Raw genomic sequence first — 16,287 nt, forward strand, 5'->3', positions numbered from 1 at the left:
ATAAATTCGTTTGTCAGCGTAGCCCGGATGCAATCCGGGGCCATTGTGCCGACGCTCCCGGATTTCATCCGGGCTACAGGTTTAAGCTCCCCTCTCCCATTTATGGGAGAGGGACATCAGATGCGGCCCTGCGGGCCGCCTGTTAATCAGCCGGCAAGTATTCTACAACCTCGAGATCGAAGCCGGATATCGCGTTGAACTTCATCGGCGAGCTCAGCAAACGCATCTTGCGCACACCCAGGTCGCGCAGGATCTGCGAGCCGGCGCCCACCGTGCTGTAGGTGGCCGGAGTCGCCGGCTGCTGGCGGCCGAGGTGGGCCAGCAGCTCCGGGCCGGTCAGCGGGTTGCCCAGCAGCAGCACCACGCCGCTGCCGGCCTTGGCCACCTCGGCCATAGCCGCGCGCAGGCTCCAGCGCCCCGGCTGGTTGACCAGGAACAGGTCGCGCAGCGGGTCCATGTTGTGCACCCGCACCAGGGTCGGCTCCTCGGCGCACAGCTTGCCCAGGGTCAGCGCCATATGCGCGGTGTCTTCCACCGCGTCGCGGTAGGTCACCAGGTTGAACTGGCCCAGCTCGGTATCCAGCGGCTGCTCGCTGATCCGCTCGACGGTGCGTTCGTGGATCAGGCGGTAGTGGATCAGGTCGGCGATGGTGCCGATCTTCAGGCCGTGCTGCTCGGCGAAGGCCTCCAGCTCCGGGCGACGGGCCATGGTGCCGTCGTCGTTCATGATCTCGCAGATCACTCCGCTCGGTTCGAAACCGCCCATGCGCGCCAGGTCGCAGGCCGCCTCGGTGTGGCCGGCACGCGCCAGCACGCCGCCGGGCTGGGCCATCAGCGGGAAGATATGGCCGGGGCTGACGATATCCTCGGCCACCGCGCCCTTCGCCACCGCGGCCTGCACGGTGCGCGCGCGGTCGGCGGCGGAGATGCCGGTGGTCACGCCCTCGGCGGCCTCGATGGAGACGGTGAACTTGGTGCCGAAGCCGGAACCGTTGCGCGGCGCCATCAGCGGCAGCTTGAGCAGCTCGCAGCGCTCGCGGGTCATCGGCATGCAGATCAGGCCACGGGCGAAGCGGGCCATAAAGTTGATATGTTCGGCCGTCACGCATTCGGAGGCGATGATGATATCGCCTTCGTTCTCGCGGTCCTCGTCATCCATGAGGATGACCATCTTGCCGGCGCGGATGTCTTCGATCAGTTCTTCAGCGGTGTTGAGCGCCATCGGGGCGTCTCCTCAATTCTTCAGGTAGCCGTGTTCGGCGAGAAAGCTTTCGGTCAGGCCCGAGGCCTTGGGTTCGGCGGCCTTGTCGCCGAGCAGCAGGCGCTCCAGGTAGCGCGCCAGCAGGTCGACCTCGAGGTTGACCTTACGCCCGGCCTGGTAGTCGACCATGATGGTCTCGGCCAGGGTGTGCGGCACTATGGTCAGCTCGAACTCGGCGCCATCCACCGCGTTGACGGTCAGGCTGGTGCCGTCGACGGTGATCGAGCCCTTATGCGCGATGTACTTGGCCAGCTCACGCGGGGCGCGCACCTTGAACTGCACGGCGCGGGCGTTATCGGCCCGCGAGACGATCTCGCCGACGCCGTCGACGTGGCCGCTGACCAGGTGCCCGCCGAGGCGACTGGTGGGGGTCAGGGCTTTCTCCAGGTTGACCGCGCTGCCGGGCTTGAGGTCGACGAAGGCGGTGCGCGCCAGCGTCTCGCGGCTGACGTCGGCCCAGAAGCCGTCGCCGGGCAGTTCCACCGCGGTCAGGCACACGCCGCTGACGGCGATGCTGTCGCCGAGCTTGACGTCGCCCAGGTCGAGCTTGCCGGTGGCGACGTAGACGCGCACGTCGCCGCCCTTGGGGGTCATGGCACGGATGCTGCCAATGGCTTCGATTATGCCGGTGAACATGCGCCCTCCGAACCTGGCTTGAAGATGATGCACAGCATGGATGAACTCCTGTTTTGGTCAAAAACAGGGCAATGCCGATCGATAGGGATTTCACGGACGCGCACGCGGCGCCCGAGGAGGGAATCCCGCTCTCTCTTTATCCGGACTATACCGTCGGCCCCGGAATCGCACCGGGTCTGCTGACCTCGCCGAAGCGAGCGCTCGCGGGCTAGGCAGAAGCTGCCATTACCGCCGGTGGGGAATCACACCCCGCCCTGAGAACGTTGCGGCCAGTCGCCCGGCCGAGTGGCGTTTTACCATATTTATCACCGCGGCGCATGACCCCTGGGGGACGCCGCGGCGCCCCGTCATCGGTAGGTTGGGCTGAGGAGCCGGCGACGAAGCCCAACAGGGGCGCGGAGATCGTCGGGACGTGGGGATCGCCGGGATCGCGGGGAATGCCGAGATAGCCGGGCGGAGCGCTACGCGCTCCCTGTTGGGCTTCGCTGCGCTCAGCGCCAACCTACGCGTGGACAGCCCCCGCCGTTCGGACGCACCCGCTTGGCCGCCGGAGCAAGCTGCCGTCGTAGGTTGGGCTGAGGAGCAGGCGACGAAGCCCAACAGGGGCGCGGAGATCGTCGGGACGTGGGGATCGCCGGGATCGCAGGAATCGCCGGGCGGAGCGCTACGCGCTCCCTGTTGGGCTTCGCTGCGCTCAACGGCACGCCGCCCGGCCCAACCTACGGCCGTGCGGTGATCTGCCAGTCGTCGCCGATGGCGCGGATATCCACAATCTGCAGCTCGGGCGCCTCGGCCATGCGGTTGAGCGGCAGCTCAAGCAGCGGCCGGGCGCTGGAGCCAAGCAGCTTGGCCGCCATGAAGATGCGGTATTCATCCACCAGCCCGGCGCGGGCGAAGGCGCCGGCCAGGCGCGGCCCGGCCTCCACCAGCACCTCGTTGGCACCGCGCGCGGCCAGTTCTTCGAGCAGCTTGCGCAGGTTGACGTGACCGTTGCTGCCGGGCACGGCGAGCAGCTCGTGGCCCTCCTGCTGGTAACGCTCGCGCGCCAGCGCGGCGGCGCAGGTCGCCACCAGCGCCGGGCCGACCTGGAAGAAGGCCTTGTCCAACGGCACCCGCAGGCGGCCGTCGACCAGCACGCGCAGCGGCGGGCGGCGCTGCGCCAGGGCGGTCAGCTCGGCGCCCAGGCCTAGTTCGTCGGGGCGCACGGTCAGCCGCGCGTCGTCGGCCAGCACGGTATCGGCGCCACTCAGCACCACGCTGGCCTGGGCGCGCAGGCGCTGCACCTCGGCGCGCGCCGCCGGGCCGGTGATCCACTGGCTCTCGCCGCTGGCCATGGCGGTACGCCCGTCCAGGCTCATCGCCAGCTTGACCCGCACCAGCGGCAGGCCGCTCTCCATGCGTTTGATAAAGCCGGCATTGAGCGCTCGCGCCTCGCTTTCCAGCACGCCGCTGCGCACCTCGATCCCGGCCTCGGCCAGGCGCTTGAGGCCGTTGCCGGCCACCTGCGGATTGGGGTCCTGCATGGCCGCCACCACCCGCGCCACTCCAGCGCCGATCAGGCCGTCGGCGCAGGGCGGGGTGCGGCCGAAATGGCTGCAGGGCTCCAGGGTGACGTAGGCGGTGGCGCCGCGTGCCAGCTCGCCGGCCTGGCGCAGCGCGTGCACCTCGGCGTGCGGCTCGCCGGCGCGGGCATGCCAGCCTTCGCCGACGATGCGCCCATCGCGCACTATGACGCAGCCGACCCGCGGATTGGGATGGGTGGAATACAGGCCCTTGCGCGCCAGCTGCAGGGCGCGCGCCATAAAGGCGTGGTCGTGCGTGCTCATCGGGCTTTCGACGGTTCGCGAGAGAGACGTTCGATCTCCTCGCGGAACTCGTTGAGATCCTGGAAACGCCGGTACACCGAGGCGAAACGGATATAGGCGACCTCGTCGAGCTTGCGCAGCTCGCTCATCACCAGTTCGCCGAGCACCAGCGACTTCACCTCGCGCTCGCCGGTGGCGCGCAGTTGCTGCTTGATGCGGGCGATGGCTTCCTCGAGACGCTCGACGCTCACCGGGCGCTTCTCCAGCGCGCGCTGCATGCCGGCACGCAGCTTGTCCTCGTCGAACGGCTGGCGGCTGCCGTCCTGCTTGATCAGGCGCGGCATCACCAGTTCGGCGGTCTCGAAGGTGGTGAAGCGTTCGCCGCAGGCCACGCATTCGCGGCGACGGCGCACCTGATCGCCCTCGGCGACCAGACGCGAATCGATGACCTTGGTGTCGTTGGCGGCGCAGAACGGACAATGCATGGCAGGCGCTGGCAGGTGGCGGCAAAGGCGCCATGGTAGCGCATCGAAGCGGCAAGACAAGCCAGGTGCTTTAGGCTATATAGACGCCCGCCCGAACCGCAGAAGACGCCATGAACCTATACCTGCCGCTGCTTGCCCTGATCCTCGCCGGCCTGCTCGGCGCCTGCGCCAGCGAACCCGCCGCCCCGCCCGCGCCGCCGCCGGGCCCGCCGAGCGCCGCGCCCGTGGCCGAGCCGCGCAGCCTGCTGCCCAGCCTGCGCGGTCAGTTGCTCGGCGTGGCCGCCGGCGCCGAGGTGGATCTGGCGCTGCTGGCGGTCGACGCGCGCGGGCGCCCTGCCACCCTGCTCGGCCACCTGCTGCTGCGCGGCGACGGCAACCCGCTGCCCTTCGCCCTGCACTTCGAGCCGGCCAGTTTTCCCGGCGACCAGCGCGTCGAACTGCGCGGCCGCGTCACCCAGTCCGGACGCCTGGTGCAACGCCTGCCGGCGCAAACCATCGCCGCCCCGCAGAGCCGCGACCTCGGCCCGCTGCGCCTGGTGCCGGCGCCATGAACGCCCCGGCAGCCCTGCAAGGCGCACTGAGCGAACTGCTCGGCGACGCCCGCCTGGTGGCCGAGACGCTACCGAACACCGATATCGCCCTGTGGCTGATCGACGCCGGCAATATGGATCGCGCCTTCAGCCCCGAGGAAACCCGGCGCATTCTCGAGGAGCCGCCCTACTGGTGCTTCTGCTGGGCCAGCGGCCTGGTGCTGGCGCGCTGGCTGGCCGCGCGCCCCGAGTGGGTGCGCGGCCAGCGCGTGCTGGATTTCGGCGCAGGCAGTGGCGTGGCCGCCATCGCCGCGGCCAAGGCCGGCGCCGCCGAGGTGGTGGCCTGCGACCTCGACCCGCTGGCGCTGGCCGCCTGCCGCGCCAACGCCGCGCTCAATGGCGTCGAGCTGAGTTATTCGGCGGACTTCTTCGCCGAGGCCGACCGCTACGACCTGATCCTGGTGGCCGACGTGCTCTACGACCGCGCCAACCTGCCGCTGCTCGATCATTTCCTCAGCCGCGGTCGCCAGGCGCTGGTGGCCGACTCGCGGGTCAAGGACTTCCGCCACCCGCTGTACCGCCGCCTGGCGCTGCTCGACGGTTGCACCTGGCCGGACCTGGCCGAGCCGGCCGAGTTCCGCGAGGTCAGCCTGTATCATGCGCAGCGCCCCTGACACCTCGCCCGGATGCGATCCGGGACGTCACCTGCCTACCATTCCCGGATTGCATCCGGGCTACGGGCTTGTATCGCAAGCTCGCTGCCCGCATTAATAGACCATTGCCCTGCCCTTCGAGACCGACCATGAGCGATTCCCCCTACATCTTCGACGTATCCGGCGCCGCCAGCTTCGAACAGCTGGTGATCGAGAACTCCTTCCACAAGCCGGTGCTGGTGGACTTCTGGGCCGAGTGGTGCGCGCCGTGCAAGGCGCTGATGCCGCTGCTGGCGAAGATCACCGAGGAGTATTCGGGCGAACTGCTGCTGGCCAAGGTCGACTGCGACGTCGAGCAGGACATCGTCCAGCGCTTCGGCATCCGCAGCCTGCCCACCGTGGTGCTGTTCAAGGACGGCCAGCCGGTGGACGGCTTCGCCGGCGCCCAGCCGGAAGCGGCGATTCGCCAGATGCTCGCCCCCCATGTCGCCGAGCCGGCGCCGGCCGCGGCCGACCCGCTGGAGGCCGCCCAGGCGCTGTTCGCCGACGGCCGCTTCACCGACGCCGAAGCGCTGCTCAAGCAGCTGCTGACGGAGAACAACGAGCACGCCGCGGCGCTGATTCTCTACGCCCGCTGCCTGGCCGAGCGCGGCGAGTTGGGCGAAGCCGAGGCGGTGCTGAATGCGGTGAAAGGCGACGAGCACAAGCAGGCCCTGGCCGGCGCCAAGGCGCAGCTGACCTTCCTGCGCCAGGCCGTCGACCTGCCGGAAGTCGCCACCCTGAAGAGCCGCCTGGCGCAGGATGCCGGCGACGACGAGGCGGCCTATCAACTGGCCGTGCAGCAACTGGCCCGCCAGCAATACGAGCCGGCGCTGGATGCCCTGCTCAGGCTGTTCGTGCGCAACCGCGGCTACCAGGACGGCCTGCCGCACAAGACCCTGCTGCAGGTGTTCGACCTGCTCGGCGGCGACCACCCGCTGGTCACCACCTACCGCCGCAAGCTGTATCAGGCGATCTACTGACCGCAGCCGCCCCGGGGTTCACATCGCGCTCGCCATAGAAGGGTGCGCCATGCGCACCGGGGACTCGCCAGGTCGAACAGGCATTGCTCGGTGCGCACGGCGCACCCTACAAGCGGATCGCCGCCCGGTATGCCCTACTCAGTCGCCCAGCGATAGATCGGCGCATCGGCGCCAGTCTCTATGCGGATCTGCGCGCAGTGGCGCAGGCGCACCAGCAGGCGCTTGCCGGCCGCCTCGCCGCCGGCCAGGGCGGCCAGTTGGCCGAGCAGCTGCGGCCCCTCCACCTGCCCGGCGTCGCGCACCAGTTGCAGCGCGGTCTGCCAGAGCGCGTCGTTGTTGCCGGCCGAGACGGCCGGCGCTGGCGCCTCGGTCGCTGGCGCGACACTCAAGCCAGCCGTCAGGCGCGCCCAATCCTCGGCCTCCAGCTCCACCGTCAGGTCCACCGGCCAGTCGCCGATGCGTCCGCGTATGCGCAGCATGATCGTTCTCCCATTCAAGGTGCTCATGCTCCCATGACGCCTGCGCGCTGGCCAGGCCGGCACAAAAGTTGTTATAACGTAACGATTAAAACCCGTACCGGAGACGCCCCATGCGCCGACTGCTGCTCGCCCTGCCCTTCGCCCTGCTGCCCCTGGCCGTCGCCCAGGCGCATGAACACCAACACGATCACGAGCATGGCCACCAGCATGAGCACGATCATGCCCACGACAGCCTCGGCGCTCACGAGCACGGCGTCGCCAGCCTCAACGTGGCGCTCGACGGCCAGACCCTGGAGCTGCAGCTGGAAAGCCCGGCGATGAACCTGGTGGGTTTCGAGCATGCCGCCAAGAGCGCTGCCGACCAGGCCAAGGTGGCCGCCGCCAAGGCCGAACTGGAACAGCCGCTGAGCCTGTTCGCCCTGGCCGCCGGCGACTGCAAGGCGACCCAGGTAGAGCTGGAAAGCCCGCTGTTCGGCGACGCAGGTCACGATGACCACGACCACCACGAGCATGAGGGCGAGCACAGCGAGATCCACGCCCACTACCGCTTCGACTGCGCCCGCGCCAACGACTTGAAACAGTTGGACCTGGCCGAGCTGTTCAAACGCTTCCCCGCCACCGAGAAGATTCAGGTACAACTGATCGGCCCGAGCGGCCAGCAGGGCGTGGAACTGACCCCCGCGCAGCCGCGCCTGAATTTCTGAAGCCGTAGGGTGGACATGCCGAAGGCTTGTCCACCATCTCGCAGGCAACGGTGGACAAGGCGTTGCCCTGTCCTCCCTACGTTCAATCGACTGGTTTAGCGCATCATCCACCCGCGCGGCCCCCTCAACCACCCGATAGCCGGACCATGACTCAATCCCTGATCGACCTCGCCGACCTCGGCTTCGCCTGGCCCGGCCAGGCGCCCTTGCTGGACATCCCCCGCTTCACCCTCGAGCGCGGCGAGACCCTGTTTCTCAAGGGCCCCAGCGGCAGCGGCAAGACCACCTTGCTCGGCCTGCTCGGCGGCGTGCAGAAGGCCCAGCGCGGGCACATCCGCCTGCTCGGCCAGGACCTCGGCCTGCTCTCCGCCGGCGCCCGCGACCATTTCCGCGTCGATCACACCGGCTACATCTTCCAGCAGTTCAACCTGCTGCCGTTTCTCTCGGTGCGCGACAACGTCGAACTGCCCTGCCGCTTCTCGCACCTGCGTGCCGAGCGCGCGCGCCAGCGCCACGGCAGCGTCGACGCCGCCGCCGCACTGCTCGATCACCTCGGCCTGCGCGCCGAACTGCTCGATCGTCGCGCCGATACCTTGTCGATCGGCCAGCAGCAGCGCGTCGCCGCCGCCCGCGCGCTGATCGGCCAGCCGGAGCTGGTGATCGCCGACGAACCCACCTCGGCGCTGGATCAGGACGCCCGCGAGGCCTTCCTCCGGCTGCTGTTCGCCGAATGCCGCGAGGCCGGCGCCAGCCTGCTGTTCGTCAGCCACGACCAGAGCCTGGCGCCGCTGTTCGACCGCAGCCTGTCGCTGGCCGAACTGAACCGCGCCGCCCAGCTCGTCGAGGCCTGAGATGCACCTGATCCGCATCGCCCTGGCCAGCCTGGCCAACCGCCGCTTCACCGCCCTGCTCACGGTGTTCGCCATCGCCCTGTCCGTCTGCCTGCTGCTGGCGGTGGAACGGGTGCGCAGCGAAGCCCGCGCCAGCTTCGCCAACACCATCAGCGGCACCGACCTGATCGTCGGCGCGCGCTCGGGCAGCGTCAACCTGCTGCTGTACTCGGTGTTCCGCATCGGCAACGCCACCAACAACATCCGCTGGGACAGCTTCGAGCGCTTCGCCGAGCACCGCCAGGTGAAGTGGGCCATTCCCATCTCGCTCGGCGACTCGCACCGCGGCTATCGGGTGATGGGCACCAGCGGCGCCTACTTCGAGCACTACCGCTACGCCCGCAGCCAGCCGTTGCAGCTGGCCGAGGGCCGCGCCTTCGCCGAGGATCCCTTCGAGGTGGTGCTCGGCGCCGAAGTGGCCCAGGCGCTGGGCTACGCCCTCGGCGAGCAGATCGTCCTGGCTCATGGCGTGGCCACGATCAGCCTGGTCAAGCACGACGACAAGCCCTTTACCGTGGTCGGCATCCTCGCCCGCACCGGCACCCCGGTGGACCGCACCCTGCATATCTCCCTGGCCGGCATGGAGGCGCTGCACATCGACTGGCAGAACGGCATGCCGGCGCGCGGTGCGGCGCAGGTCAGCGCCGAGCAGGCGCGCACCATGGACCTGCAACCGAAGCAGATCACCGCCTTCCTGCTCGGCCTGAACAGCAAGATCGCCACCTTCAGCCTGCAGCGCGAGATCAACGAGTTCCGCGGCGAGCCGCTGCTGGCGATCCTCCCCGGGGTGGCGCTACAGGAGCTGTGGAGCCTGATGGGCACCGCCGAGCAGGCGCTGTTCGTGGTCTCGCTGTTCGTCGTGCTGACCGGCCTGATCGGCATGCTCACGGCGATCCTCACCAGCCTCAACGAGCGCCGACGGGAGATGGCCATCCTCCGTTCGGTGGGCGCGCGACCCTGGCATATCGCCAGTTTGCTGGTGCTGGAGGCCTTCGCCCTGGCCCTGGCCGGCGTGCTGCTCGGCCTGGCGCTGCTGTACCTGGGCATCGCCGCCAGCCAGGGCCATGTGCAGGCCAACTACGGCCTGTATCTGGCCCTGAGCACGCCCAGTTCCTATGAATGGAAACTGCTGGGCGGGATTCTCGGCGCCGCCCTGCTGATGGGCAGCGTGCCGGCCTGGCGCGCCTACCGGCAGTCGCTGGCGGACGGCCTGTCGATCAGGCTCTGAGACAAAGTGGGCAGCGCCTGGCGTACACTGCGCGGGCGCTCCCACAACGAGGTTTTCCATGTCCCGCCCCCTGCTCGCCACCCTGCTGCTCTCGCTGGCCCTGCCGCTGACCGCCGCCGAGGTGCGCGAACTCACCTGGTCCGAACTGGTGCCGGCCGATGCGCCGCCGCAGCAGATGGACGCCGCCCCTATCCACGACCTCTCGCAGCTGGCCGATGCCCTGGCCGAGTCCGGCCCGGCGGCCATGCAGCAATCGCCCGCTGCGCCGGTGGTGAAGGAGTTGGACGGGCAGGCCATCAAGCTGCCCGGCTATATAGTGCCGCTGGACGTGACCGACGAAGGCCGGGTAGTGGAGTTCCTCCTGGTGCCCTACTTCGGCGCCTGCATCCATGTGCCGCCGCCACCGTCGAACCAGATCGTCCATGTCACCAGCGAGCTGGGCGTGCTGCTCGATGCGCTGTACCAGCCGTTCTGGGTCGAGGGGCCGTTGAAGGTCGAGCACGTCAGCAGCGAGCTGGCCGAGGTGGGCTACCAGATGGCGGCGGACAAGATCTACGCCTACGAGCTGCCCGAGAGCTGAGCGAGGCACGCCATGCGCACATAGAAAAGCCAGACCCCAGGGTCTGGCTTTTTCGTTTGCATAGGCTGCGACCAGCCCCGTGTATCGCGACGGGCGATGGTGCGCACGGCGCACCCTACGAGCGGCTGGCGACCCGGTTCTCTCGTTCGAAGCGCAGCTCGCTTTCCGCCCACTGGCGCCAGGAGCGCACCTTGCTGCGTTCGGCGCCGCTACGCTCGGCACGGGCCAGCGCCTCGAGGCCGGCCTGCCAGCGCGACTGTTCCAGCTCCAACTGGGCGACGTACAGCCAGTGCTTGCCGCTACCGCTGCGTTCGGCCAGCGGGCGCAGCACACGTACCGCCGCGGCGCGATCGCGCGCCTGCCACCAGAACAGGCCCAGACGCTCCTGGCGCGCCGCGGTGTTGGCCAGCAGGCCGTTGTCGAGCATCCCGGCGAGCAGCTTGGCGCCCTGCCAGGGTTGATCGGCAGCGCCGGCGAGCAGCACCAGGTTGTCCAGCTCCGCCTCGCTGAAGCGCAGGCCCTTGCTGTGCGCCGCACGCAGGGTCGCCAGCGCCTTGTCGTGGCTGCCGGCCATCTGCTGCAGCCCGGCCAGTTGGCGCCAGCCCTTGGCTTCGTTCGGCTGGCGCGCCAGCAGCTGGCGCTGCCAGCGCTCGGCCTGGGCATAGCGCTTGAGATCGGCGTTGGCGCCCACCAGAAACTGCAGCCAGATGTCCCCGGCATTGGGGTTGGCCTGCACGTAGCGCTCGGCCAGCGGCAGCGCCTTGGCCGGCTGATTCAGGCCCTGATAGGCCTGCACCAGCATCTGCAACACCTCTTCGGAGGCCTTGCCCTGCTCCGGCGCCAGCAGCTCCACTACCTTGGCGAAACGCCGCTCGCCGAGATTGAGCTTGGCCAGGTTGAGGCGCTCGCCGGCGAGCATCTGCTCGTCCAACTGGCCGCTGCGTACGGCCTTGTCCAGCCAGTCGATGGCCTGGCCGTTGCTGCCGGCCGACCAGGCCACATAGGCCTTGCTACGCCAGATCAGTGCCTCCTCGAGAGTGCCGCTCTTGGCCTGAATGCCATCGAGCGCCCGCCGTGCGGCGGCGTGATCACCCTTCTGCTGCGCCGTCTGCGCCGCGTTGAGCGCGCGGAACACGGCCGGATCGATGGTCTGTTGGGCCATGCCGGGCACGACCGCAGCGCTGAGCATCACGAGCAACAACCAACGGTACATGGTCAGCTCCTTTGCAGACGGAAGTAGAGGGTTTTCACCGCCTCGCGGTCCACCGCCAGACCGCCTTCGGTACGCGGCGCGAAGCGCCAGCGCGCGGCGGCGCGGCGCGCCTCGCGCTCGAACACGTTGCGCGGGTTGGCCTCCATCACGCGGATGTTCTCCACGCTGCCGTTGCGGTTGATGGTGAAGGCCAGCTTGACGAAGCCTTCGATGCCGCGCTGCAGGGCGTAGCGCGGGTAGTCCGGGCGCACGTCGTTGAGCGGCATCACTTCGCTTTCCATGCCGCCCATCTGCCCGCCGGACTCGGCCGCGGGACTCGGCGGGGTCGGCGCCGGAGCGCCCGGGGCCAGGCCGGACAGGCTCGGCGCCGGCGCGCTGTTGACGGCGATGCCGCTGGCCAGGCTGGGCAGCTGAATATCCAGGGCCGGCAGGTTGGCGTTCGGCGTCGCCGTCTGCGGGGTGGGCGGTGTCGGCGGTTGCGGGGTCTGCGGCTGCGGCGGTTGTGGCGCCTGCTGGCGGGTGCGGCTGGACGTCTCGCTGGCGTTGCCGTCCATGCGCACGAAGTTGGCCACGCTGACCGGCTCCTGGCTCGGCTTGGCGCGGGGCGGGGCGACCATGTACAGCATCAGGGCGAACAGACCCAGCGCCATCAGGCAGGCGCCGAGGAAGGACAGCGGCAGGCGCATCAGTTGACTCCGCTACCGGCGGCCAGGGCGACATCCGGCACGCCGGCCAGGCGCGCCTGGTCCATGACCTGCACCACCAGGCCGGTGCGCGCTTCCTGGTCGGCCTGCACCACCACGGCGCCTTCCGGCTGATCGACGCGCATGCGCTCGACATGGGCGCGCACGCTGCGGATGTCCACCGGCTGCTTGTCCATCCAGATCTGCCCATCGGCGGTGACGGCGATGAGGATGTTGCCCTTGTCCTGCGGGCTGGCGGTTTCCGCCTGCGGCCGTTGCACTTCGACCCCGGACTCGCGGATAAAGGAGCTGGTGACGATGAAGAAGATCAGCATGATGAAGACCACGTCGAGCATCGGCGTGAGGTCGATACCGGTGTCTTCGTCCTGCTGGTGGTGACGACGCATTCTCATGTTGGGCGATCTCAGTCGTGACGCAGCTGGTCGGCCAGCCGCTCGATGGCCTGGCTGGCTTCGCGCTCGAGGCGCGCCAGGCTGAACAATCCGGGAATGGCCAGAACCATGCCGGCCATGGTCGGCAGGGTCGCCTGCCAGACGCCGGCAGCCATGCCGCGCGGGTTGCCGGTACCGTTGAGGGCGAGCACGTCGAACACCGCGATCATGCCGGTGACGGTGCCGAGCAGACCGAGCAGCGGATACAGCGCCACCAGGGTCTTGCTCAGGCGCAGCGGCGCGGCCAGCTGCTGGCGCGCCTGCGCCAGCCAGGCCAGGCGCACGGCGCGCTGCCAGTTGCCGTTGTCGTCGGCCAGCACCTGCTGCCAGGCCTCGCGGCGCTCCTGCACCCAGCGCGGAAAGACCCGGCGCATGTACCAGAAGCGCTCGAACACCAGGGTCCAGAACACCACGCAAAGCGCGGCCAGCGCCCACATCACCACGCCGCCGGCGCCCATGAAGTCGAGCAGCGCATAGGCGCTGTCGACCAGGTGCAGCCAGAAGGCGAACAGATCAGTCACGGCGCGGCGCTCCCGACAGGTGCAGGGCGATCAGGCCGGCGCTCTGCTGCTCCAGCACCTGGATCAGGCCCTTGCTGCGGCTGGCCAGCAGGCTGTGCAGGAACAGCAGCGGAATCGCCACCACCAGGCCGAGCACGGTGGTCACCAGCGCCTGGGAGATGCCGTCGGCCATCAGCCGCGAATCGCCGCCACCGCTCTGGGTGATGGCCTGGAAGGTAACGATCATGCCGGTCACGGTGCCCAGCAGGCCGAGCAGCGGCGCCACCGCGGCGAGCAGCTTGAGCAGGCCCTGGCCCTTCTCCAGCGGCGGGGTCTCCTGCAGGATCGCCTCGTCGAGCTTCAGCTCCAGGGTTTCCAGATCGGCCAGCTGCGGCTTCGGCCCCAGCACACCGATCACCCGGCCCAGCGGGTTGTCGTCACGCGGCGCGCTGAGGTCGTGCATCTGCGCCTTGACGCCACTGCCGACGCGGCCCAGGTAGACCATGCGCCAGCCCGCCAGGAGTAGACCGCAGGCACCCAGCACGACGATCACCCAACCGACCAGGCCGCCCTGCTGCAGGCGATCCCACAGGGTCGGCTGCTGCTGCAGCTGCGCCAGCAGGCTGCCACGGCTGGGGTCGATGGGCAGGGTGGCGAGGGCGTCGCGGCTCTCAAGATAGTCTTCGACCTGAGCGAAACCCGAAGGCTGACGCGGCGGCGCCACCAGCTCGCCGGCATCGGCGTCGTAGCGCAGGAAGGCGTCCTCGCCGTAGACCGCGAAAGTGCCGACGCGCAGCACCTGCTGCTGCTGGCGCGAACCATCGGCACTGACCACCGGCAGCTGCACGCGCTCGATGCGGCCGCTGGCGGCCAGGTCTTCGAGCAGCAGCATCCAGTAGCCGTCGAGGTCTTCGGCGGACGGCAGCGAACGGCTCTCGGCCAGCGCCTTGAGACGCTTCAGGCGCTCGGGATACTGGGCGTTGAGCAGGCTGTCCTGCCACTGCCCGGCGACGTCGCTGGCGCTCTGGCGGACCACGCCGAACAGCTCGCCGAGGTGGCCGACGCGCTGCGCCAGCAGTTTCTCCTGCTCGGCCAGTTCGGCTTCCTGACGGTCGAACTCCGCCTTCAGCCGTTCGGCCTCGGCCTTCTGGGCATTCAGGGCGGCACGCGCGCCGGCCAGCAACTGCGCCTGCTCGCCGCGCTTGGCGACGAAGGCCTGCTCACGCTCCTGCATGGCACTGACCTCGGCGGCGCGCTCGCTGCGGATGCGCTGCAGCAGTTGATCGGGGCTGAGGGTTTCGGCCACGGCGGTCAGCGCCGGCAGCAGACCGAGCGCCAGGATGGCGACAACACGACGACTCATTGCGCGGCCTCCTCGGCCAGGGTCTTGATCGGCAGGGACAGCACGGCGGGTGCCTGCTGCTGACGGGCGATGGCGATGGCCTGGGTCAGCGGACGCCGCGCGCCGCCGTCGAGCACCTGCCAGGCCTGGGTCTGCGGGTTCCACCAGCCGCTCTCGTGGGCATCGAGGGTCTGGTAATAGAGCATGCTGCGCCCCAGGCGGAGGAACTCGACGCTACGCGAGCCGCCATCGGCCTGGTTCAGCTCGCCACGCCAGGCTTCCAGGGTACGACCGTAGTCGCTCTCTATCTGGTAGGCCTCGAGGATGCGGCGGTATTTGTCGGCTAGGCTGACGTCGGCGCGCGGCAGCAGATCCTGCAGCTGAGCCAGGCGATCCTCACGCTCCTCGGGGAGGAACGGCAGGTCGGCGGCGATGAACTGGCCGAGCACCTCGACCATCTTGACCATCTGCGGACTGACCGCCTCCTGGGTGCGTTCGATGCCGTCCAGTTGCTGCTGGTAGCTGGCCAACTCCTCGCGCTGGGCGGCGACCAGGTCACGCAGCTGACTGTTATAACCTTTCAATGCCTCGGCCTGCTGCAAGGCGTTGCGATACTCGGTGAGCATTTCGCGGCTGGCATCGTCGAGCTGTTCGACGCGGCCCTGGGAGGCCTTGGCCTCGGCGGCCAGGCGCTGGCTTTCGTCCAGCGCGGCGTCCAGCGGCGCGGCAGCCAGCGAACCACTGGCCAGCATCAGGGCGGCGGCCAGGGAGCGGAGGGGGAAGCGATTCATGCGGAGAGGGTCCTCGACAGACGGGCTTGCTGCAAAAAGAGAAACATTATCATCTTCAAGCGCATTCGAAGCAATGGACAAATCGCCGCGCGCGGAGCCCGCTTATCCATTGAGCGGGATCAAAAAGCCAATCGATGCATGGCTTAGCATTTATTCCAACCCTGACATCCGCCGACTCGATTGGAGTTCACTATGCACAAGTCGCTGTTCACCGCCTCCCTGCTGGCCCTGGCCATCGCCGCGCCCCTGGCGCAGGCCCACCAGGCCGGCGACATCATCGTGCGCGCCGGCGCCGCCACCGTCGACCCGCGAGAGGACAGCGGCGACATCTATGTCGGCGCCCTGGGCATGAGCGTGCCCGGCACCCAGGCGACTCTGGACAGCGACACCCAGCTGGGCCTGAACTTCGCCTATATGCTCACCGACCACTTCGGCATCGAACTGCTGGCGGCCACCCCGTTCAGCCACGACGTCGGCGTCAAGGGCATGCCCGGCCCGTTCGCCGGCCTGAACGGCAAGCTGGGCAGCCTCAAGCACCTGCCGCCGACCCTCAGCGCCGTCTATTACCCGCTGGACAAGGCCTCGGCGTTCCAGCCCTACGTTGGCGTCGGCATCAACTACACCTGGTTCTTCGATACCGAGCTGAGCAGCGAGGCCGAGGCCAAAGGCTTCAGCGGCCTGGACATGAAAGACTCCTGGGGCCTGGCCGGCCAGGTGGGCATGGACTACATGCTGAGCGACAACCTGATGCTCAACGCCCAGGTGCGCTATATCGACATCGACACCACCGGCACCACCCACCTGGCCGGCGACAAGGTCAAGGTCGATGTGGATGTCGATCCCTTCGTCTATATGGTCGGCCTGGGCTACAAGTTCTAAGCCTTGCCTGCAACGAAAAAGCCGGCAGATGCCGGCTTTTTCGTTTCGCCCGACTCAGCGCCCGAGCGGTCGTTGCTGCGCAGCCTGCGGCCGGGCTATGCGTAGGGTGCGCCGTGCGCACCTGGGAGGTCGCAGCTGTCGGTGCGCACAGCGC

General features: G+C 68.9%; 19 protein-coding genes and 1 riboswitch. Of the genes, 8 read left to right on the top strand and 11 right to left on the bottom strand.

Going from position 1 to position 16,287, the window contains the following annotated elements; all coding sequences use genetic code 11:
• Nucleotides 1-142: 142 nt before the first annotated feature.
• The 4 genes from ribBA to nrdR form a co-directional block, all read right to left on the bottom strand.
• Entirely contained in the window at nucleotides 143-1,222 is a 1,080-nt protein-coding gene (gene ribBA / locus ACIGKL_RS08380; protein WP_397486194.1) for a bifunctional 3,4-dihydroxy-2-butanone-4-phosphate synthase/GTP cyclohydrolase II, read from the bottom strand.
• Between the two features lie 12 nt (nucleotides 1,223-1,234).
• Entirely contained in the window at nucleotides 1,235-1,897 is a 663-nt protein-coding gene (locus ACIGKL_RS08385; RefSeq protein ID WP_397486195.1) for a riboflavin synthase, read from the bottom strand.
• 123 nt (nucleotides 1,898-2,020) lie between these two features.
• Nucleotides 2,021-2,163: riboswitch (FMN riboswitch) on the bottom strand.
• A gap of 453 nt (nucleotides 2,164-2,616) precedes the next feature.
• Nucleotides 2,617-3,723, bottom strand: a complete 1,107-nt coding sequence (gene ribD, locus ACIGKL_RS08390) for a bifunctional diaminohydroxyphosphoribosylaminopyrimidine deaminase/5-amino-6-(5-phosphoribosylamino)uracil reductase RibD (RefSeq protein ID WP_397486196.1) — start codon at nucleotides 3,721-3,723, stop codon at nucleotides 2,617-2,619.
• Nucleotides 3,720-4,187: a transcriptional regulator NrdR gene (gene nrdR, locus ACIGKL_RS08395; protein ID WP_397486197.1), complete on the bottom strand. Its 468-nt coding sequence runs from the start codon at nucleotides 4,185-4,187 to the stop codon at nucleotides 3,720-3,722. The genes ribD and nrdR overlap by 4 nt, the downstream gene beginning before the upstream one ends.
• 110 nt (nucleotides 4,188-4,297) lie before the next feature.
• On the opposite strand from nrdR, the gene ACIGKL_RS08400 reads away from it, so the two are divergent.
• The 3 genes from ACIGKL_RS08400 to trxA all read left to right on the top strand — a co-directional run bounded on the left by ACIGKL_RS08400 (nucleotide 4,298) and on the right by trxA (nucleotide 6,392).
• Entirely contained in the window at nucleotides 4,298-4,738 is a 441-nt protein-coding gene (locus tag ACIGKL_RS08400) for a YbaY family lipoprotein (RefSeq protein WP_397486198.1), read from the top strand.
• Nucleotides 4,735-5,391: a class I SAM-dependent methyltransferase gene (locus tag ACIGKL_RS08405; RefSeq protein ID WP_397486199.1), complete on the top strand. Its 657-nt coding sequence runs from the start codon at nucleotides 4,735-4,737 to the stop codon at nucleotides 5,389-5,391. Before ACIGKL_RS08400 ends, ACIGKL_RS08405 begins: the two co-directional genes overlap by 4 nt.
• A 128-nt stretch (nucleotides 5,392-5,519) precedes the next feature.
• Entirely contained in the window at nucleotides 5,520-6,392 is an 873-nt protein-coding gene (gene trxA / locus ACIGKL_RS08410; RefSeq protein ID WP_397486200.1) for a thioredoxin, read from the top strand.
• 134 nt (nucleotides 6,393-6,526) lie between these two features.
• Here trxA and ACIGKL_RS08415 read toward each other — a convergent pair whose 3' ends face one another.
• Nucleotides 6,527-6,871, bottom strand: coding sequence for a hypothetical protein (locus ACIGKL_RS08415; RefSeq protein ID WP_397486201.1), 345 nt, complete (start codon nucleotides 6,869-6,871; stop codon nucleotides 6,527-6,529).
• 110 nt (nucleotides 6,872-6,981) lie between these two features.
• On the opposite strand from ACIGKL_RS08415, the gene ACIGKL_RS08420 reads away from it, so the two are divergent.
• From ACIGKL_RS08420 to ACIGKL_RS08435, 4 genes are all read left to right on the top strand, one after another.
• Entirely contained in the window at nucleotides 6,982-7,575 is a 594-nt protein-coding gene (locus ACIGKL_RS08420) for a DUF2796 domain-containing protein (RefSeq protein WP_397486202.1), read from the top strand.
• 146 nt (nucleotides 7,576-7,721) lie between these two features.
• Nucleotides 7,722-8,426, top strand: coding sequence for an ABC transporter ATP-binding protein (locus ACIGKL_RS08425; RefSeq protein WP_397486203.1), 705 nt, complete (start codon nucleotides 7,722-7,724; stop codon nucleotides 8,424-8,426).
• A 1-nt stretch (nucleotide 8,427) separates the two neighbouring features.
• Nucleotides 8,428-9,693, top strand: a complete 1,266-nt coding sequence (locus tag ACIGKL_RS08430) for an ABC transporter permease (protein WP_397486204.1) — start codon at nucleotides 8,428-8,430, stop codon at nucleotides 9,691-9,693.
• A gap of 58 nt (nucleotides 9,694-9,751) precedes the next feature.
• Nucleotides 9,752-10,273, top strand: coding sequence for a DUF3299 domain-containing protein (locus ACIGKL_RS08435; protein WP_397486205.1), 522 nt, complete (start codon nucleotides 9,752-9,754; stop codon nucleotides 10,271-10,273).
• 115 nt (nucleotides 10,274-10,388) lie between these two features.
• Here ACIGKL_RS08435 and ACIGKL_RS08440 read toward each other — a convergent pair whose 3' ends face one another.
• From ACIGKL_RS08440 to ACIGKL_RS08465, 6 genes are read right to left on the bottom strand one after another with little or no spacing between them, the layout of a single operon-like run.
• Nucleotides 10,389-11,486: a tetratricopeptide repeat protein gene (locus tag ACIGKL_RS08440; RefSeq protein ID WP_397486206.1), complete on the bottom strand. Its 1,098-nt coding sequence runs from the start codon at nucleotides 11,484-11,486 to the stop codon at nucleotides 10,389-10,391.
• 2 nt (nucleotides 11,487-11,488) lie between these two features.
• A complete protein-coding gene (locus tag ACIGKL_RS08445) occupies nucleotides 11,489-12,172 on the bottom strand; it encodes a TonB family protein (protein WP_397486207.1) in 684 nt (227 codons plus the stop codon).
• Nucleotides 12,172-12,582 (bottom strand): ExbD/TolR family protein, encoded by a 411-nt coding sequence (locus ACIGKL_RS08450; RefSeq protein WP_397486208.1) that lies wholly within the window; start codon nucleotides 12,580-12,582, stop codon nucleotides 12,172-12,174. The genes ACIGKL_RS08445 and ACIGKL_RS08450 overlap by 1 nt, the downstream gene beginning before the upstream one ends.
• 11 nt (nucleotides 12,583-12,593) lie before the next feature.
• Complete coding sequence (locus ACIGKL_RS08455) at nucleotides 12,594-13,142, bottom strand: MotA/TolQ/ExbB proton channel family protein (protein ID WP_397486209.1); 549 nt, start codon at nucleotides 13,140-13,142, stop codon at nucleotides 12,594-12,596.
• Nucleotides 13,135-14,484 carry a MotA/TolQ/ExbB proton channel family protein gene (locus tag ACIGKL_RS08460; RefSeq protein WP_397486210.1) on the bottom strand — a complete coding sequence of 450 codons (1,350 nt, stop codon included), beginning with the start codon at nucleotides 14,482-14,484 and terminating at the stop codon, nucleotides 13,135-13,137. Before ACIGKL_RS08460 ends, ACIGKL_RS08455 begins: the two co-directional genes overlap by 8 nt.
• On the bottom strand, nucleotides 14,481-15,254 hold the full coding sequence (locus ACIGKL_RS08465) for a DUF3450 domain-containing protein (RefSeq protein ID WP_397486211.1): 774 nt from the start codon (nucleotides 15,252-15,254) through the stop codon (nucleotides 14,481-14,483). The genes ACIGKL_RS08460 and ACIGKL_RS08465 overlap by 4 nt, the downstream gene beginning before the upstream one ends.
• Before the next feature lie 192 nt (nucleotides 15,255-15,446).
• On the opposite strand from ACIGKL_RS08465, the gene ACIGKL_RS08470 reads away from it, so the two are divergent.
• Entirely contained in the window at nucleotides 15,447-16,133 is a 687-nt protein-coding gene (locus ACIGKL_RS08470; RefSeq protein ID WP_397486212.1) for an OmpW family protein, read from the top strand.
• The last annotated feature ends 154 nt before the right edge of the window (nucleotides 16,134-16,287 follow it).

The sequence above is a fragment of the Pseudomonas sp. NPDC077186 genome (assembly GCF_044543505.1).
In the GTDB taxonomy this organism is placed as follows: Bacteria; Pseudomonadota; Gammaproteobacteria; order Pseudomonadales; family Pseudomonadaceae; genus Aquipseudomonas.

Coding starts and splice junctions, on each gene's coding strand:
- ACIGKL_RS08415 (WP_397486201.1), bottom strand. CDS start 6,871: ATGCTGCGCATACGCGGACGCATCGGCGACTGGCCGGTGGACCTGACG.
- ACIGKL_RS08470 (WP_397486212.1), top strand. CDS start 15,447: ATGCACAAGTCGCTGTTCACCGCCTCCCTGCTGGCCCTGGCCATCGCC.
- ACIGKL_RS08385 (WP_397486195.1), bottom strand. CDS start 1,897: ATGTTCACCGGCATAATCGAAGCCATTGGCAGCATCCGTGCCATGACC.
- ribBA (WP_397486194.1), bottom strand. CDS start 1,222: ATGGCGCTCAACACCGCTGAAGAACTGATCGAAGACATCCGCGCCGGC.
- ACIGKL_RS08405 (WP_397486199.1), top strand. CDS start 4,735: ATGAACGCCCCGGCAGCCCTGCAAGGCGCACTGAGCGAACTGCTCGGC.
- ACIGKL_RS08445 (WP_397486207.1), bottom strand. CDS start 12,172: ATGCGCCTGCCGCTGTCCTTCCTCGGCGCCTGCCTGATGGCGCTGGGT.
- ACIGKL_RS08435 (WP_397486205.1), top strand. CDS start 9,752: ATGTCCCGCCCCCTGCTCGCCACCCTGCTGCTCTCGCTGGCCCTGCCG.
- ACIGKL_RS08460 (WP_397486210.1), bottom strand. CDS start 14,484: ATGAGTCGTCGTGTTGTCGCCATCCTGGCGCTCGGTCTGCTGCCGGCG.
- ACIGKL_RS08465 (WP_397486211.1), bottom strand. CDS start 15,254: ATGAATCGCTTCCCCCTCCGCTCCCTGGCCGCCGCCCTGATGCTGGCC.
- trxA (WP_397486200.1), top strand. CDS start 5,520: ATGAGCGATTCCCCCTACATCTTCGACGTATCCGGCGCCGCCAGCTTC.
- ribD (WP_397486196.1), bottom strand. CDS start 3,723: ATGAGCACGCACGACCACGCCTTTATGGCGCGCGCCCTGCAGCTGGCG.
- ACIGKL_RS08450 (WP_397486208.1), bottom strand. CDS start 12,582: ATGAGAATGCGTCGTCACCACCAGCAGGACGAAGACACCGGTATCGAC.
- ACIGKL_RS08430 (WP_397486204.1), top strand. CDS start 8,428: ATGCACCTGATCCGCATCGCCCTGGCCAGCCTGGCCAACCGCCGCTTC.
- ACIGKL_RS08440 (WP_397486206.1), bottom strand. CDS start 11,486: ATGTACCGTTGGTTGTTGCTCGTGATGCTCAGCGCTGCGGTCGTGCCC.
- ACIGKL_RS08425 (WP_397486203.1), top strand. CDS start 7,722: ATGACTCAATCCCTGATCGACCTCGCCGACCTCGGCTTCGCCTGGCCC.
- ACIGKL_RS08400 (WP_397486198.1), top strand. CDS start 4,298: ATGAACCTATACCTGCCGCTGCTTGCCCTGATCCTCGCCGGCCTGCTC.
- nrdR (WP_397486197.1), bottom strand. CDS start 4,187: ATGCATTGTCCGTTCTGCGCCGCCAACGACACCAAGGTCATCGATTCG.
- ACIGKL_RS08420 (WP_397486202.1), top strand. CDS start 6,982: ATGCGCCGACTGCTGCTCGCCCTGCCCTTCGCCCTGCTGCCCCTGGCC.